The organism is Streptomyces humicola (assembly GCF_024436035.1).
GTDB classification, from domain to species: domain Bacteria; phylum Actinomycetota; class Actinomycetes; order Streptomycetales; family Streptomycetaceae; genus Streptantibioticus_B; species Streptantibioticus_B humicola.
Map to the genome: position 1 here is coordinate 1 of NZ_JANFNG010000017.1, position 17609 is coordinate 17609.

General features: G+C 70.1%; 8 protein-coding genes, 1 rRNA gene and 1 pseudogene. 9 read left to right on the forward strand and 1 reads right to left on the reverse strand.

Going from position 1 to position 17609, the window contains the following annotated elements; all coding sequences use genetic code 11:
• Positions 1 to 91: 91 nt before the first annotated feature.
• Positions 92 to 208 (forward strand): 5S ribosomal RNA (rrf, locus tag NGB36_RS20595).
• Between the two features lie 140 nt (positions 209 to 348).
• Positions 349 to 1320, forward strand: a complete 972-nt coding sequence (locus tag NGB36_RS20600) for a DegT/DnrJ/EryC1/StrS family aminotransferase (RefSeq protein WP_255921829.1) — start codon at positions 349 to 351, stop codon at positions 1318 to 1320.
• On the opposite strand, the gene NGB36_RS20605 is transcribed toward NGB36_RS20600, so the two are convergent.
• Entirely contained in the window at positions 1309 to 3933 is a 2625-nt protein-coding gene (locus NGB36_RS20605) for a SpoIIE family protein phosphatase (protein ID WP_255921934.1), read from the reverse strand. The genes NGB36_RS20600 and NGB36_RS20605 overlap by 12 nt on opposite strands.
• Before the next feature lie 406 nt (positions 3934 to 4339).
• Between NGB36_RS20605 and NGB36_RS20610 the strand changes: the two genes are divergently transcribed.
• The 7 genes and pseudogenes from NGB36_RS20610 (at position 4340) to NGB36_RS20640 (ending at position 17567) form a co-directional block, all read left to right on the forward strand.
• The gene (locus NGB36_RS20610) at positions 4340 to 9808 is read left to right on the forward strand and encodes a HAMP domain-containing protein (protein WP_255921830.1); all 5469 of its coding nucleotides are present in this window, start codon (positions 4340 to 4342) and stop codon (positions 9806 to 9808) included.
• Between the two features lie 317 nt (positions 9809 to 10125).
• Entirely contained in the window at positions 10126 to 10806 is a 681-nt protein-coding gene (locus NGB36_RS20615) for a response regulator (protein ID WP_255921831.1), read from the forward strand.
• Positions 10807 to 10934: 128 nt separating this feature from the next.
• Positions 10935 to 13757, forward strand: coding sequence for an FtsK/SpoIIIE family DNA translocase (locus NGB36_RS20620; protein WP_255921832.1), 2823 nt, complete (start codon positions 10935 to 10937; stop codon positions 13755 to 13757).
• A gap of 102 nt (positions 13758 to 13859) precedes the next feature.
• Positions 13860 to 14693 carry a helix-turn-helix domain-containing protein gene (locus tag NGB36_RS20625; RefSeq protein WP_255921833.1) on the forward strand — a complete coding sequence of 278 codons (834 nt, stop codon included), beginning with the start codon at positions 13860 to 13862 and terminating at the stop codon, positions 14691 to 14693.
• A gap of 78 nt (positions 14694 to 14771) precedes the next feature.
• Positions 14772 to 16307, forward strand: coding sequence for a 30S ribosomal protein S12 methylthiotransferase RimO (gene rimO, locus NGB36_RS20630; RefSeq protein ID WP_255921834.1), 1536 nt, complete (start codon positions 14772 to 14774; stop codon positions 16305 to 16307).
• The gene (pgsA, locus tag NGB36_RS20635) at positions 16304 to 17029 is read left to right on the forward strand and encodes a CDP-diacylglycerol--glycerol-3-phosphate 3-phosphatidyltransferase (protein WP_255921835.1); all 726 of its coding nucleotides are present in this window, start codon (positions 16304 to 16306) and stop codon (positions 17027 to 17029) included. The genes rimO and pgsA overlap by 4 nt, the downstream gene beginning before the upstream one ends.
• A pseudogene (locus NGB36_RS20640) lies at positions 17026 to 17567 on the forward strand (CinA family protein). The gene pgsA and the pseudogene NGB36_RS20640 overlap by 4 nt, the downstream one beginning before the upstream one ends.
• The last annotated feature ends 42 nt before the right edge of the window (positions 17568 to 17609 follow it).

Below are 17609 nucleotides of genomic sequence, written 5' to 3' on the forward strand. Positions count from 1 at the left end.
GGCTTGACCACACACATTCGTGTGTTGCGTGTTTCGCGTCCACTGTGCGGTTCTGAAACCGCGAACCATCGGGTTGCCGGTTTCATGGTGTTTCGGTGGTTATAGCGTTAGGGGTACGCCCGGTTACATTCCGAACCCGGAAGCTAAGCCTTTCAGCGCCGATGGTACTGCAGGGGGGACCCTGTGGGAGAGTAGGACGCCGCCGAACAATTATTCAGCCTTGGTTCCCGGCCCAACAGGGTCGGGAACCAAGGTTTTTTGCGTTTTCATCATCCGTCGTTCACCCGCCGCTCGGCTCAGCCTCGTCGTGCGCCGCCACTCTGGCGGCCTCAACGACTGGAGGTTGGCGTGGAGCCGAGCGGCACCGTGGTCGAGGCATCGTTGGTCGCGGCGTATGAGGAGGAGTTCGCGGACCGGGTGGGCGGACGTCGCTTCACGGCGTTCATAGCGGTGAACGAGCAGGCCTCGGCGCTCCGACTGGCCGTCAGCGCCCTGGAGGTCGAGCATGGCGATGAGGTGATCGTGCCGTCGTATGCGCCGGCCGAGGCAGCCGCGTCGATACGGTCGGCGGGCGCCTCGCCTGTCTTCGCCGACATCGACCCACGGACCTTCTGCCTGGACCCCGAGGCCGTCGCGGCTGCGATCACCCCGCGGACGACCGCCGTCATGGCGGTGCATCAATTCGGCCACCCTGCTGACCTGCACGCCCTCTCGTCGCTCTGCGCGCGCCACGGCCTGGCGCTGTTGGAGGACGCGTCGCAGGCGCAGGCGGCCTCGCTGGATGGCCGGCCCGTCGGCAGCTTCGGCACCGTCACGGCGTTTCCCCTCGGCGTGGTCACCGCCGATCCCGCCCTGTCGCGACGGATCCGCAGGATCCGGGCCGGTCATGAACTGCCAACCGAGGCGTCCGCGGCCGTAGGGCGTTCCGCGCTCGACCAGCTGGCAGGCTTCACTGCCCGGCGCCGGGCCAATGCCCGTGTGTTCGACTCCGCATTGACGGGCGTGCACGTACCGTACGTCCGGCCGGGGGCTCACCACGTCTATCACCGCTACACGGTGCGTGTGCCGGGCAACGGCCGGCCGGACCGGGACGCGTTCGCGAAGGCGCTTGCCGCACGTGGTGTGAAGACCGTCGTGCCCGTGCCGACGCCCGTGCACCGTTTGCCCGTTCACCGCAGCGACGCGCATCTGCCGCAGACCGAGTCAGCTGCCGCGCAGACGTTGTCCCTGCCCATCGATCCGCTTCTCACCGAACGGGAGGTGGAGCGGACCGTCGCGGCGTGCAACGCGCTCGGCGGGCTGCTCGGCTCATTCGGGTGATGTGTGCCGATGCTCCGGGACGCGCATCGCAAGGATCGCCATGTCGTCCGACGGCGCGTCCGAGGCGAAGCGTTCCACCGCCCGCTGGATCCGGGCTGCGACCGCGCCCGCGGTCAGGCCGGTGCTCTGCGAGAGGACCTCGACAAGCCCGTCGTCGCCGAGCATCCTGGTGCCCTCGCGGCGCTCGGTCACTCCGTCGGTGACGCAGAGCAGCACATCGCCCGGGTCGAGGGTGATCGTCTGCTCCACCAGCTCCAGGTCTTCGAGCACGCCGAGCAGCGGCTGCGGCTCGGCCGCCGGTTCGACGCTGCCGTCCTGGCGGAGCCGTAGCGGCAGTGGATGACCGGCGCACACGACCTTCAGCTCGGCGCTGCCGTCCTCCTGCGGCCACAGTTCCCCATAAAGGAGGGTCAGGAAGCGGCTGCGCGCGCCCTCGTCGAGGATGGCGGCGTTGAGCCGCTCCAGCACCGATGGCCCGCTGAAGCCCTCACGGGCGAGCAGCCGCAGCGCGTGGCGGGCGAGGCCGGTGACGGCCGCGGCCTCGGGGCCGGTGCCGCAGACGTCGCCGATGGCGAAGCCCCAACAGCCCTCCCGGATCGGGAAGAGGTCGTAGAAGTCGCCGCCGACCTCGTTGCCCTCGCCGGCTGCGCGGTAGATGACCTCGACCTCGACGCCCGGGATGTCGGGCAGCTCGGGCGGGAGCAGGCTGCGCTGGAGCGACTGGCTGATGGCGGTGCGCTCGCTGTAGAGGCGGGCGTTGTCGAGGGCGAGTGCGGCGCGCCGGGAGAGGTCCTCGGCGAGTTCGAGGATCTCCTGGCGGAAGCGCTCGTCGGACGGTTTGCCGAGGGTGAGCATGCCGATCACCCGATTGCGTGCAACGAGCGGCAGGACGACGGTCTCGCCGCCGACGGCCGTTGCGGTGGCCTGGGCGGTGCCGCTCGAAGGGTGACCGGCCGCGCCGAGGCCGAGGCTGCGCATCGAGGCCCGCAGTGCGAGCGAGTGGGAGGCCTCGGACGGTGCGTTCCACACGCGGGCGCCGGGCGTCGGGTCGGGGGACGGCGGGTCGATCCGCTCCAGGAGCGCCTTGAGGCCGTCGATGCGGTCCTCGTCCTCGTGGAGGACGAAGGCGAGCTCCGGGTCCGACTGCTCGGCGATGGTGTAGACGGCACACCAGCTGGCGAGTGTGGGCACGGTCATCTGGGCCATCAGGGCGAGCGTCTGGTCGCGCTCCAGGGTGCCCGCGAGCAGGTCGGAGGCCTCGACGAGGAAGGAGAGCGACCCGCGGCGGAGCCGTTCGAGCTCGGTGAGGCGGGCGCTCTCGACGGCGAGGGCGATGCGGTCGGCCGCGAACTGCAGGCGCAGTGCCTCTTCGTTGCTGTAGCGGCCCGGAGTCTCGGCTGCGACGCCGAGGGAGCCGGTGAGCCGTCCTTCGACCTTGAGCGGCACGGTGACGACGGAGCGCATGCCGGTGCCGACGAGGAGCGGCACAGCGCCGGGCGCGGCGGTGAGGTCCTCGTGGACGGCGGGCATGCGGGCGCTGCCGTAGCGGCCGGTGCCGGCCTCGACGGGGACGCGGGCGAAGCGCTGGCGGGCCGAGGGGAGGCCGGTGGAGGCGCGGACCTCCAGTTCGGTCTCGTCGTCGGTGGCGAGCAGCAGGTAGGCGGCGTCGCCGTCGAGCATGTCGCGTGCGCGTTCGACGGTGCGCTGCAGCAGCCCGTCGAGGTCGTCGGGGGCGGGGGAGCCGATGAAGACCTCGAAGGGGTCGACGGTGGTCTTGCCGCGGTCGGCCGGCGTGTTGTCCTGGACGGCGCCGCGCGGGGCGCTCTGCAGGATGGCGCGCTCGTGGTCCCGGACCAGCAGGCAGACAGTGGACGGCTCGCCGCCGGTGTCGCGTACCCGCAGGTGGGAGCCATAGACGGGCTGGACCTTGCCGTCGGCGCCGCGGATTCCGTAGGAGCCCTCCCAGCGGGACAGGCGCAGCGCCTCGGCGAGGCCGAAGCCGGTGCCGGGTGTCTGCGGCCAGGCGGTGAAGTCGCCGAGGGGGACGCCGACGGCCTGGTCGGCGGTGTGGCCGAAGAGTGCCTGGGCGTCGTCGTTCCAGCCGCTGATGACGCCGCCGCGGTCCACCTGGACGACGGCGACGCGCACGCGGGAGTCGGCGAGCGGGAGGGCGGTGAGCGGCAGGGCGGGGCCGGCGGCGCGGGTGCCGGCGGGGCGTTCCGGCAGGTCGAGCTGGAACCACACCTGCTTGTGGGTGGGGGTGTACTCCACGCCCCAGCGGCTGGCCAGCGCGGAGCAGAGGATCAGGCCGCGGCCGCCCTCGCGGTCGGGCGAGAGTTCGGCGGCGGAGGTGTCGTGGAGCGGAATTTCTCGTTCGGGGTAATGGTCGGCGACCTCGATGCGGACCGCGCTCGGGTAGCGCAGGCAGAGTACGTCGGCTGCGGTGCCCGCGTGGACGACGGCATTGGTGACGAGCTCGCTGGTGAGGACGACGGCGTCGTCCACGACGTCGGTGAAGCCCCATCCCTGGAGCGTGTCGCGGACGAATCCCCGGGCGGTGGCGACCGAGCGCCCGACAGGCTCGAAGGTGGCGGCTGCCCGCGCGGTGATCACAAAACTCCTTGTGTGTTGCACGTCACCCGATTCCTGGCCGCGCTGCCCGCCGACGTGCGGCAACCAGGTTTCGGACGCGTCGGCCGTGGCCGAGGCTCGCCCCCGTTCGGCGCTCTGCTCGCGCATTTTCGCGGCACCCCTCCGCTGCCCAGGTGTACGCCCGGCTGTTGGCGGGCAACCGGATGCCAGGTTACTTACCCACCCCGGTCCTGTGTGCGCCGGTTGCGGGTGTTTTCCCTCGGGATCCTGCCGCAGTTCGTATGCGAAGCTGCGGAACTGTTATGGGCGGGTCCTGTCATGGTGAAACACTGGGAATGCCTTGGGCGGGCAGGAGCCAGGGCACGTCGTCGTACGACCCTCCGGGAGGGACACGGTGGAGTCTGGTGCATCGTCGCGTGGAACGGCCATGCGGACGAAGAGCGCACGGTCCCGCGCCAATGGGACCGTCGAGGTCGACGCGGCTGCTCTGCACAGGATGCTGGCGGCGCTCGTCGCCATGCGCGAGGGCAATTTCCGCAAGCGGCTGACGGTCTCGGGTGACGGGGTGATGGCCGAGATCGCGGCCGTCTTCAACGAGGTCGCGGACCGTAACCAGCACCTGACGGGTGAGCTGGCGCGGGTCCGGCGGGTGGTCGGCCGTGAGGGCAAGCTCACGGAGCGTCTCGATATCGGGGCGTGCGAGGGCTCCTGGGCGGCGGCGATCGATGCGTCGAACGCGCTGGTGGACGACCTCGTACGGCCGGTCTCCGAGGTGGGGCGGGTGCTCTCCGCGGTTGCGGAGGGCGACCTGGAGCAGCGGATGGACCTGCGCTCGCAGGGCTCCGACGGTTCGGCGCACCCGTTGCGCGGCGAGTTCCTGAAGGTCGGGCGCACCGTCAACGGCCTCGTCGACCAGCTGTCGGCGTTCACCGACGAGGTGACCCGGGTGGCCAGTGAGGTGGGCACTGAGGGCAAGCTCGGCGGCCAGGCACGAGTGCGCGGAATGTCGGGTTCGTGGAAGGATCTAACGGATTCCGTCAATACGATGGCGTCCCGGCTGACCGCTCAGGTGCGGGACATCGCCCTGGTGACGACGGCCGTGGCCAAGGGTGATCTGTCACGCAAGGTCACGGTGCATGTGGCCGGCGAGATGCTGGAGCTGAAGAACACCGTCAACACGATGGTGGACCAGCTCTCCTCGTTCGCCTCCGAGGTGACGCGGGTGGCGAGGGAGGTGGGCACCGAGGGCGAGTTGGGCGGCCAGGCGAAGGTGCCGGGCGTTGCTGGTGTGTGGAAGGACCTGACGGACTCCGTCAACCTGATGGCCGGCAACCTCACTGCTCAGGTGCGGGACATCGCCCAGGTGACGACGGCGGTGGCCAATGGCGACCTGTCGCAGAAGATCACGATCGGTGCGCGCGGCGAGGTCGCCCAGCTCGCCGAGACCATCAACGCGATGACTGAGACGCTGCGTACCTTCGCCGACGAGGTGACCCGTGTCGCGGGTGAGGTCGGGGCGGAAGGGCAGTTGGGCGGCCAGGCACAGGTGCCGGGGGCGGCGGGGATCTGGAAGGACCTGACGGACTCGGTCAACACGGCGTTCCGTAACCTCACCGCTCAGGTGCGGGACATCGCCCAGGTGACGACGGCGGTGGCCAATGGTGACCTGTCGCAGAAGGTGACGGTCGACGTCTCCGGCGAGATGCTGGAGTTGAAGAACACCGTCAACACGATGGTCGATCAGCTGTCCGCGTTCGGCGCCGAAGTCACGCGCGTGGCGCGGGAGATCGGCGTCGAGGGTGAACTCGGCGGCCAGGCACAGGTGCCGGGGGCGGCCGGTACGTGGAAGGACCTGACGGACTCGGTCAACACGGCGTTCCGCAACCTCACCGGACAGGTGCGCAATATCGCCCAGGTGACGACGGCGGTGGCCAATGGTGACCTGTCGCAGAAGGTGACGGTCGACGTCTCCGGCGAGATGCTCCAGCTGAAGAACACCGTCAACACGATGGTGGACCAGCTCTCCTCCTTCGCCGCGCAGGTGACGCGGATGGCGCGGGACGTGGGCACCGAGGGCCGCCTCGGCGGCCAGGCCCGTGTCGACGGCGTGTCGGGCACCTGGAAGGACCTGACGGACTCCGTCAACTTCATGGCCGGCAACCTCACCTCCCAGGTGCGTCAGATCGCCCAGGTGACGACGGCGGTGGCGCGCGGTGACCTGTCGCAGAAGATCGAGGTCGATGCGCGGGGCGAGATCCTGGAGCTGAAGAACACGATCAACACGATGGTGGACCAGCTGTCGGCCTTCGCGGACCAGGTGACCCGGGTGGCGCGCGAGGTGGGTACGGAGGGCCGCCTCGGCGGCCAGGCCCAGGTCCCGGGCGTCGCCGGCGTGTGGCGTGATCTGACCGACTCGGTGAACGGCATGGCCGGCAACCTCACCGCTCAGGTCCGCAACATCGCGCAGGTCGCCACCGCGGTGGCGCGCGGTGACCTGTCACAGAAGATCGACGTGGACGCGCGGGGCGAGATCCTGGAGCTGAAGAACACGATCAACACGATGGTGGACCAGCTGTCGGCCTTCGCCGAGCAGGTGACGCGGGTCGCCCGCGAGGTGGGTACCGAGGGCATCCTGGGCGGCCAGGCCGATGTTAAGGGCGTGTCGGGCACCTGGAAGGACCTGACGCAGTCCGTGAACGGCATGGCGGCCAACCTGACTGGCCAGGTCCGCAACATCGCCGAGGTCACCACCGCGGTGGCCAACGGCGACCTGTCCAAGAAGATCACAGTCGACGCGAAGGGCGAGATCCTCGCCCTTGTCACCACGGTGAACACGATGGTGGACCAGCTGTCGGCCTTCGCCGACGAGGTGACGCGGGTCGCCCGCGAGGTGGGTACGGAGGGCCAGCTCGGCGGCCAGGCCCGGGTGCGGGACGTGGCGGGCATCTGGAAGGACCTCACCGACAACGTCAACCTGATGGCGAACAACCTGACCAGCCAGGTGCGCAGCATCGCCCAGGTCTCCGCGGCCGTCGCCAACGGCGACCTGACGAAGAAGATCACGGTGGAGGCGCGCGGCGAGGTCGCCCAGCTCGCCGAGACCATCAACACCATGGTGGACACCCTGTCCGCCTTCGGTGACGAGGTGACGCGGGTGGCGCGCGAGGTGGGTACGGAGGGCCGCCTGGGCGGCCAGGCCCGTGTCCCCGGCGTGTCGGGCACCTGGAAGGACCTCACCGAGTCGGTGAACTCGATGGCGTCCAACCTGACCAGCCAGGTCCGCAACATCGCGATGGTCACCACCGCGGTCGCCCGCGGCGACCTCTCCAAGAAGATCGACGTGGACGCCCGGGGCGAGATCCTCGAGCTGAAGACGACGATCAACACCATGGTCGACCAGCTGTCGGCGTTCGGTGACGAGGTGACGCGGGTGGCGCGCGAGGTGGGCACCGAGGGCCGCCTGGGCGGCCAGGCCCGCGTGCCCGGCGTCTCCGGCATCTGGAAGGACCTGACCGGGTCCGTGAACCTGATGGCGAACAACCTCACCAGCCAGGTCCGCAACATCGCGCAGGTGGCCACGGCCGTGACCCGCGGCGATCTCAACCTGAAGATCGACGTGGATGCGGCCGGCGAGATCCTGGAGCTGCAGGACTACATCAACACGATGATCGTCAAGCTCCGCGAGACCACCATCGCCAACAAGGAGCAGGACTGGCTCAAGGGCAACCTGGCCCGCATCTCCGGCCTGATGCAGGGCCGCCGTGACCTGCACGACGTCGCCGCCCTCATCATGAGCGAGCTGACGCCGGTGGTCGCGGCCCAGCACGGCGCGTTCTTCCTCGCGCAGGAGACCGGCGACAGCGAGACGATCGGCAGCGACGGCGGCCCGGCCCCGTACGAGCTGCGGCTGATCGGCTCCTACGGGTACTCCAGCTCCACCATGCCGACCTCGTTCCTGCCCGGTGAGTCGCTGATCGGGCAGGCCGCGGTGGAGAAGCGCACCATCCTGGTGGAGAACGTGCCGCCCGGCTACCTCAAGATCGCCTCCGGGCTCGGCGAGGCGCCGCCGGCGCACGTCATCGTGCTGCCCGTGCTGTTCGAGGACCGGATCCTCGGCGTGATCGAGCTGGCCTCGTTCCAGCCCTTCACGCAGATCCAGCGGGACTTCCTCAGCCAGATCGCGGAGATGATCGCGACCAGCGTCAACACCATCAGCGTCAACACCAAGACCGAGAAGCTGCTTGCGCAGTCGCAGGAGCTGACTGCGCAACTGCGAGAGCGTTCGGCCGAGTTGGAGAACCGGCAGAAGGCGCTTCAGTCGTCCAACGCCGAACTGGAGGAGAAGGCGGAGCTGCTCGCCCAGCAGAACCGCGACATCGAGGTGAAGAACACCGAGATCGAGGAGGCCCGCCAGGTCCTGGAGGAGCGTGCCGAGCAGCTCGCGGTCTCGATGCGCTACAAGTCGGAGTTCCTCGCCAACATGTCGCACGAGCTGCGTACACCGCTCAACTCGCTACTGATCCTGGCCAAGTTGCTCGCCGACAACGCCGACGGCAACCTGTCGCCCAAGCAGGTGGAGTTCGCCGAAACGATCCATGGTGCGGGTTCCGACCTGCTTCAGCTCATCAACGACATCCTCGACCTGTCGAAGGTCGAGGCGGGCAAGATGGACGTCAGCCCGACGCGTATCGCACTGGTGCAGCTGGTGGACTACGTGGAGGCCACCTTCCGGCCGCTCACCGCAGAGAAGGGCCTGGACTTCTCGGTGCGGGTCTCCCCGGAGCTGCCGGTCACGCTCCACACCGACGAGCAGCGGCTGCTGCAGGTGCTGCGCAACCTGCTCTCCAACGCGGTGAAGTTCACAGACGCGGGCGCCGTCGAACTCGTCATCCGGCCGGCCGGATCCGACATCCCGGTCGGCATCCGGGAGCAGATGTTGGAGGCCGGGGTGCTGCACGACCCCGACCAGGAGATGATCGCGTTCTCGGTCACCGACACCGGCATCGGCATCGCTGCCAGCAAGATGCGCGTGATCTTCGAGGCGTTCAAGCAGGCGGACGGCACCACGAGCCGCAAGTACGGCGGCACCGGCCTCGGCCTGTCGATCAGCCGCGAGATCGCCCGGCTGCTCGGCGGCGAGATCCACGCCGACAGCGAGCCGGGCCGCGGCTCGACCTTCACCCTCTACCTGCCGCTCAGCCTCGGCGACGCCCCGGCATCGCACGAGATGCCGCAACTGCCCTCGGCCGAGGAGCACACCTCGCCGGGCGAGGCGAGGGAGACCAAGGACACCGGTCGGGCTGCACAGGAGGCCGAGGCAGGCGTGCAGGGCTCGCGCGCCCGCGTCGGCGGCCTGTCGTCCCGGCTGCGCCGCCGCGCGCTGCCGCCTGCGGAGCGCACGACGGTGCCCGGCCAGGCGGCGCAGGGGCAGCCGTCAGGGGGCGAGGCGTGGGCCGACGGTGCCGCCGGGGACGAGGCGAAGCAGGGCGACTCGGGGGCCCTGGGCGATTTCGGTGGCTTCGGTGGCGAGAAAGTGCTGATCGTCGACGACGACATCCGCAACGTCTTCGCGCTCACCAGCGTGCTGGAGCAGCACGGGCTCACGGTGCTGTACGCGGAGAACGGCCGCGAGGGGATCGAGGTGCTCGAACAGCACGACGACGTCGCGGTCGTCCTGATGGACATCATGATGCCGGAGATGGATGGCTATGCCACGACATCGGCGATTCGCCGAATGCCTCAGTTCGCGGGACTGCCGATCATCGCGCTCACCGCGAAGGCGATGAAGGGTGACCGGGAGAAGAGCATCGAGTCCGGTGCGTCCGACTATGTCACCAAGCCTGTCGACACCGATCACCTGTTGTCCGTCATGGATCAGTGGATGCACACACGTTGACCGCAACACCGCCTGCAACGTTCACCAGGATGGAGATCGGATGAGATCCGGATGAGTTTGCGTCATGCCGTGACGCGACGCGCCCCATCGGGTGTGAGACTCCGGAATTCAGGGAACCTTCTGGGCTCCCGCTACGTTTCTGCTACGTGCACAGTGACATGGCGGTGACAGGGTGTGGCGAACGACAGGGTGCGGCTACCATGACCGGCACAAGGACGGGCGGCGTGCAGGAGTCGCCCATGGGGGCGGCGAACGGTGCTTCCCCGGGCTCTGTGAGCCGGGTGGGCCCCATGCCGGGACGAGGAGGAGGGCGGGCCATGGTGCAGAAGGCCAAGATCCTCCTGGTCGATGACCGGCCGGAGAATCTGCTGGCGCTGGAGGCCATCCTCTCCGCGCTCGATCAGACGCTGGTGCGGGCATCGTCCGGGGAGGAGGCGCTCAAAGCGCTGCTCACGGACGACTTTGCGGTCATCCTGCTCGATGTCCAGATGCCGGGCATGGACGGGTTCGAGACGGCGGCGCACATCAAGCGCCGCGAACGCACCCGCGACATCCCGATCATCTTCCTGACCGCCATCAATCACGGGCCGCACCACACCTTCCGCGGCTACGCGGCCGGCGCCGTGGACTACATCTCCAAGCCGTTCGACCCATGGGTGCTGCGGGCGAAGGTCTCGGTCTTCGTCGAGCTCTACATGAAGAACTGCCAACTTCGCGAGCAGGCCGCCTTGCTGAGGCTCCAGCTCGAACAGGGTGGGCAGGCCGGTGCCAATGGCACCAAGGAGCCGACCGGGCTCATCGCGGAGCTGTCGGCGCGGCTCGCCGCCGTGGAGGAGCAGGCCGAGGCGCTCTCCAAGCAGCTCGACGACTCCGCGGACGCGGCCGCCGTCGCCACCGCGGCCCATCTGGAGCGCAAGCTCACCGGACTGCGGCGGGCGCTGGACGCGCTCGAACCCGGCGCCGACCCCGGCACGCCCTCGGTGCCGCCGCAGGGATGAACCGCATGGACTAATGGTTGACGCTTCGTCAACCCGCCTCGCCCCGCCCGTCTCCTGCGTGACGACACGAACGGGCGTATGGGGCACCTCATGTGTCCGCTCAGGGCAACAACGGTAACCTCGGCACCATGGCCTCACGTACGTCCGGAAAAGGTGCCAACAGCGCTGCGGCTTCCGCCAGGCAGCGCGCCGGGCGCACCACCGGGTCCGGAGCCGCGACGAGGGCTCCGGCGAAGAAGGCCACCACCGCCACACCGCGTGCCGGAACGGCGAAGAAACCTCCCGCCAAGGCCGCCAAGGGCGCCAAGAAGACGGCGGCCAAGCCCGCCCCCAAAGCCGCCCCGAATCCCACAAACCCCATCTACCAACTGGTGCGGGCGCTCTGGCTCGGCTTCGCCCACACCATCGGCGCGCTCTTCCGCGGCGTGGGACGCGGGGCGCGCGGCCTGGACCCGGCACACCGCAAGGACGGCGTCGCCCTGCTGCTGCTCGGCATCGCTCTCGTCGTGGCCGCCGGCACCTGGTCGAACCTGAGCGGTCCGGTCGGCGATCTGGTGGGCATGCTCGTCACCGGAGCCTTCGGCCGGCTCGACCTGCTGGTGCCGATACTCCTCGCCATCGTCGCCATACGCCTGATGCGCCACCCCGAGAAACCGGAGGCCAACGGACGTATCGTCATCGGCCTGTCCGCGCTGATCATCGGAGTGCTCGGGCTCGTCCACATCGGTTGCGGAGCGCCCGGGCGCGGGCAGGGCGCACAGGCGATGCGCGACGCCGGCGGGCTGATCGGCTGGGCCGCGTCCAAGCCCCTGCTCTTCACGGTCGGTCCGACGCTCGCCGTTGCCCTGCTCGTCCTCGTCGCGCTGTTCGGCCTGCTCGTCGTCACGGCGACCCCCGTCAACGCGATCCCCCAGCGGCTGCGGCAGGCGGGCACCCGGCTCGGGCTCTACGACCCGGCGGGCGGCAGCCCGCGCGATGAGGGCGACGACGCGTACGGCTACGGCTACGGCTACGGCGACGACGACGAGGCCGGCCTGGACACGCCGGCCCCCCGTCGCTTCCGCCGCACCGCCTCGGCCGCGCCCTCCGGCGCCGGGCCCGATCCGCAGACCGCCGAGGCCCAGGAACTCGACAGGCGCCGCCGTCCCAGGCGCCGCAAGGAGCGGCAGGACCGCTTCCCCGAGCCGAACGCCGCCGGACTCGACCCCGTGGACGTGGCCGCCGCCGCGGCCGCAGCACTGGACGGTGCCGTGCTCCACGGCGTGCAGCCGTCCCCCGTCGTCGCCGATCTGACCAGCCGTATCCGCACCGGCCCCGCCCCGGCAGACGTACCGGGGGCCCGTGACACCGACGCAGCTGCCGATGCCGGCCCCGGATCCGCGGTGTTCTCCGACGTCGTCGACCTGACGAAGCCCGCTGCGCCGCCGGCGGCCGACCCGCTCCCGCCGCGCGCAGAGCAGCTCCAGCTCTCCGGGGACATCACATACTCCCTGCCCTCCCTCGACCTGCTGGAGCGCGGCGGCCCCGGGCGCACCCGCAGCGCCGCCAACGACGCCGTCGTGGCCTCGCTCACCAACGTCTTCTCCGAGTTCAAGGTCGACGCCTCGGTCACCGGCTTCACCCGCGGCCCGACGGTCACCCGCTACGAGGTCGAGCTCGGCCCGGCCGTCAAGGTCGAGCGGATCATCGCGCTCACCAAGAACATCGCGTACGCGGTCGCCAGTCCCGACGTGCGGATCATCAGCCCCATCCCCGGCAAGTCCGCGGTCGGCATCGAGATCCCCAACAGCGACCGCGAGATGGTCAACCTCGGCGACGTGCTGCGCTCCGCCGAGGCCGCGGGCGAGGACCACCCGATGACGGTCGGCCTCGGCAAGGACGTCGAGGGCGGCTATGTGATGGCCAACCTGGCCAAGATGCCGCACGTCCTCGTCGCGGGCGCGACCGGCTCCGGCAAGTCGTCGTGCATCAACTGCCTGATCACCTCGGTGATGGCCCGGGCCACGCCCGACGAGGTGCGGATGGTCCTCGTCGACCCCAAGCGCGTCGAGCTGACGCACTACGAGGGCATTCCGCACCTGATCACGCCGATCATCACCAACCCCAAGAAGGCCGCCGAGGCACTGCAGTGGGTCGTCCGCGAAATGGACCTGCGCTACGACGACCTGGCCGCCTTCGGCTACCGCCACATCGACGACTTCAACGCGGCCGTGCGCTCCGGCAAGGCCAGGCCGCCCGAGGGCAGCGAGCGCGAGCTCGCCCCCTACCCCTACCTGCTCGTCATCGTCGACGAGCTCGCCGACCTGATGATGGTGGCGCCGCGCGACGTCGAGGACGCGATCGTGCGCATCACCCAGCTGGCCCGCGCCGCGGGCATCCACCTGGTGCTTGCGACCCAGCGGCCGAGCGTCGATGTGGTCACCGGTCTGATCAAGGCGAACGTGCCGTCCCGGCTTGCCTTCGCCACCTCATCGCTCGCCGACTCCCGCGTCATCCTCGACCAGCCGGGCGCGGAGAAGCTGATCGGCAAGGGCGACGGGCTCTTCCTGCCGATGGGCGCCAACAAACCGATCCGGCTGCAGGGCGCCTTCATCACCGAGGATGAGATCTCCGCCGTCGTGCAGCACTGCAAGGACCAGCTCACGCCGGTCTACCGCGACGACGTCACCGCCGGCGGCGGGCCGAAGAAGGAGATCGACGAGGAGATCGGCGACGACATGGATCTGCTGCTGCAGGCGGCGGAGCTCGTCGTCTCCACCCAGTTCGGCTCGACCTCCATGCTCCAGCGGAAGCTGCGCGTCGGCTTCGCCAAGGCGGGCCGGCTGATGGACCTGATGGAGTCCCGCGGAGTGGTGGGTCCGAGCGAGGGCTCCAAGGCCCGCGACGTGCTGGTCAAACCGGACGAACTGGACGGAGTGCTCGCGCAGATCCGGGGCGGCACCCATCCGTAAATCCGATGGCGGACAAAGTACGGTTGTCCGCTTGCCGGATGCTCGCCGAGGGCCCCTAAACTGAATTTCCAGCAGGTGGCTACACGCTCGAAAGGCGCCCCCGTGTCCATCGGCAACTCACCTTCCGATGCCCCCGATGCCCCCGACGGTCCTTCAGGTCCTGATGCACCGCAGTCAGTCGGTCGTGCCCTCGCCCAGGCGCGTCTGGCCGCCCGTCTGACGGTCGACGAGGTCAGTGCGACGACGCGGGTGCGCGTGCCGATCGTCCAGGCGATCGAGCAGGACGACTACACCCGGTGCGGCGGCGACGTGTACGCCCGCGGTCACATCCGCACCCTCGCCCGTGCCGTCGGCCTCGACCCAGGTCCCCTGGTCGCGCAGTACGACGGCGAGCACGGGGGCCGGCCCGCCCCCACCCCGGTCGCACCGGTCTACGACACCGAACGGATCCGCCCCGAACCGCGCAGCCCCAACTGGACCGCCGCCATGATCGCCGCCATCGTGATCGTGGTCGCCTTCGTGGGCTTCACCATGTTCGGCGGCTCGCGCAGCGGCAGCGCGCCCACCGCCGGCCACGCCCCGCAGCCCCAAGCCGCCGCACAGACCCACCCCACGCACTCCACGGCGCCCAGGACCGCCCCGGCACCGACCCGCAGCGCGATCGCGGCGGCCCCGGCGGGCAAGGTCACGGTCAAACTGGCCACCACCGGGGAGAGTTGGGTCTCGGTCACCGACGACAACGGCAATTCGCTCTTCGAAGGGCTGATGCAGGCGGGCGACTCCAAGACCTTCACCAACGACAAGCGCATCAATCTGGTTCTCGGCAACGCGGCCGCGGTGCGGATGTTCGTCAACGGCAAGGACCTGGGCCCTTCCGGCGGCGACGGCCAGATCGTGCGCACCAGCTTCACCCCCGGCGACCCGCAGGCGGGGTGATCGCGGGGCCGGGCGCAGGCTGAGGCCCCCGGTGACCTGGCGGGGAGCGGGCCGGGCCGGACAAAGTAGGCTGAGGCCATGCCCGAACCCCGTACCGTCGCTTTGGTGACCCTCGGCTGCGCTCGTAACGAGGTCGACTCCGAGGAGCTCGCGGGCCGTCTTGCGGCGGACGGCTGGACGCTCGTCGAGGACGCCGCCGAGGCCGACGTCGCCGTGGTCAACACCTGCGGCTTCGTCGATGCGGCGAAGAAGGACTCCGTCGACGCCCTGCTCGAAGCGAACGACCTCAAGGCCCACGCGCGCACCCAGGCCGTCGTCGCCGTCGGCTGCATGGCGGAGCGGTACGGCAAGGATCTCGCCGAGGCGCTGCCCGAGGCGGACGGCGTGCTCGGGTTCGACGACTACGCGGACATCTCCGACCGCCTGCAGACGATCCTGTCCGGCGGCATTCACGCCCCGCACACCCCGCGCGACCGGCGCAAGCTGCTCCCGATCAGCCCGGCCGCACGGCAGGGGGCGGCGGTGAGCCTGCCTGGGCACGCGCAGCCGGCCGAAGCCCCTGTCGACCTGGCGGATCTGCCGGAGGGTCTCGCTCCGGCCTCCGGCCCGCGGCCGATGCTGCGCCGCCGCCTCGACGACAGCCCCGTGGCCTCGGTCAAGCTCGCCTCGGGGTGCGACCGGCGGTGCGCGTTCTGCGCCATCCCGTCGTTCCGCGGCTCGTTCATCTCCCGCCGCCCCTCCGACGTTCTCGCCGAGACGCGCTGGCTTGCCGAGCAGGGCGTGCGTGAGGTGATGCTCGTCAGCGAGAACAACACCTCGTACGGCAAGGACCTCGGCGACATCCGGCTGCTGGAGACCCTGCTTCCCGAGCTCGCGGCCGTCGACGGCATCGAGCGGATCCGGGTCAGCTACCTGCAGCCTGCCGAGATGCGGCCCGGCCTCATCGACGTCCTGGCTTCGACGCCCAAGGTCGCGCCCTACTTCGATCTGTCGTTCCAGCACTCGGCGCCCGGCGTGCTGCGCGCGATGCGGCGCTTCGGCGACACCGAGCGCTTCCTGGAACTGCTCGACCGGATTCGTGCCAAGGCACCGCAGGCCGGGGTGCGCTCCAACTTCATCGTGGGCTTCCCGGGCGAGACCGAGCAGGACCTGGCGGAGCTCGAAGGCTTCCTGGGCGCGGCCCGCCTCGACGCGATCGGTGTCTTCGGCTACTCCGACGAGGAGGGCACCGAAGCCGCCGGGTACGAGCGCAAGCTGGATGAGGAGACCATCGCGCAGCGGCTCGCTCAGGTGTCCAGGCTCGCCGAGGAGCTCACCGCGCAGCGCGCCGAGGAGCGCCTGGGCGAGACGGTCGAGGTGCTCGTCGAGACGATCGAGCGGAACGGCGACGGCGACGACCACGACGAGGGTCGGGCAGAGGCCGTCGGCCGCGGCGTCCACCAGGCGCCGGAAACGGATGGTCAGACGCGCCTCGTCGTCCCCGGCGGCGTCGGTGCCGGCCTGGCTGGGCTGACGCCCGGCCGGATCGTCACGGCGAAGGTGGTGGCGACCGAGGGTGTGGACCTCATCGCCGAGCCGCTGGGCTGTTGCGACCACGAGGAGGCGGGCGGATGACCGGAGTACCGGCGCCCGCGGAGGGCGGCGGCCGGCCCGTGGGCGCCGCGGGCCGCGTGGGTGATGCGTCGGGCCGTCCCGTCCGGTTGTGGAACATCGCCAACATCCTCACGATGGTGCGGTTGCTGCTCGTCCCCGGCTTCGTGCTGCTGCTTGTCCATGCGGGCGGCCACAATCCGGCGTGGCGCTCTTTCGCATGGGCCGCCTTCGCCATCGCGATGATCACCGATCTCTTCGACGGTGAGCTGGCCCGCCGGTACAACCTCGTCACCGACTTCGGCAAGATCGCCGACCCGATAGCCGACAAGGCGATCATGGGCGCGGCGCTGATAGGCCTCTCCGCTCTCGGGGATCTTCCGTGGGCGGTGACCGGGATCATCCTGTTCCGGGAGATCGGCATCACGTTGATGCGCTTCTGGGTGATCCGGCACGGGGTGATTCCGGCGAGCCGTGGCGGCAAGCTGAAGACCCTCACCCAGGGGGTCGCGGTCGGGATGTACGTACTGGCGCTGACGGGGCCACTCGCCACGCTGCGTGCCTGGATCATGGTGGTCGCCGTCGTGCTCACCGTGGTGTCCGGCCTCGACTACGTGCGTCAGGCTGTGGCATTGCGCCGCCGGGGGCTCGCCGCCCATCGCGCGGCGGAACGGACCGCCGGCCGCGCCGACGGTGACAGTGACGGCGACCGTGACGGGGGCGAGCGGACGGTCGGGGACGTATGAGCGGCGGTCCCTGCGGCGCGGCGGCCGAGGCGCTGCGGCTGCTCGAGGCGGAGGGGGCGTCGCTGGCCGTCGCCGAATCGCTGACCGGCGGACTGGTCGCCGCAGAGATCACCTCCGTACCCGGCGCCTCGCGCACCTTCCGCGGCTCGGTGACGGCATATGCCACCGAGCTCAAGCGCGATCTGCTCGGTGTGGACGCGGCGCTGCTCGACTCGCGGGGTGCCGTGGATCCGCTGGTCGCGGAGGAGATGGCCCAGGGGGTCAGGGCCCGGCTCGGCGCCGTGTGGGGACTGGCCACCACCGGAGTGGCGGGCCCCGATCCGCAGGACGGTAACCCCGTCGGGACGGTCTACACGGCGGTCGCCGGACCGGGCGGCACGAGGGTCGCTTCATTGCGACTCGACGGCGATCGCGCGGCCATTCGCGCGGCGACGGTCACGGCGTCGCTGGAACTGCTGGTCGACGCATTGCATGCGGCAGGGAAGCATGGTTCGTGAACGCGAGGGCACAGGATACGGAACAGGGAGGGGGGTTTTGATGTTTGCAGCCCTTAGTGAACACGTCATTGCTCCCCGCACGG

Excerpts from the sequence above, each read along its gene's own strand:
- NGB36_RS20610 (WP_255921830.1), top strand. The coding sequence starts at position 4,340 with ATGCGGACGAAGAGCGCACGGTCCCGCGCCAATGGGACCGTCGAGGTC.
- NGB36_RS20615 (WP_255921831.1), top strand. The coding sequence starts at position 10,126 with ATGGTGCAGAAGGCCAAGATCCTCCTGGTCGATGACCGGCCGGAGAAT.
- NGB36_RS20620 (WP_255921832.1), top strand. The coding sequence starts at position 10,935 with ATGGCCTCACGTACGTCCGGAAAAGGTGCCAACAGCGCTGCGGCTTCC.
- rimO (WP_255921834.1), top strand. The coding sequence starts at position 14,772 with ATGCCCGAACCCCGTACCGTCGCTTTGGTGACCCTCGGCTGCGCTCGT.
- pgsA (WP_255921835.1), top strand. The coding sequence starts at position 16,304 with ATGACCGGAGTACCGGCGCCCGCGGAGGGCGGCGGCCGGCCCGTGGGC.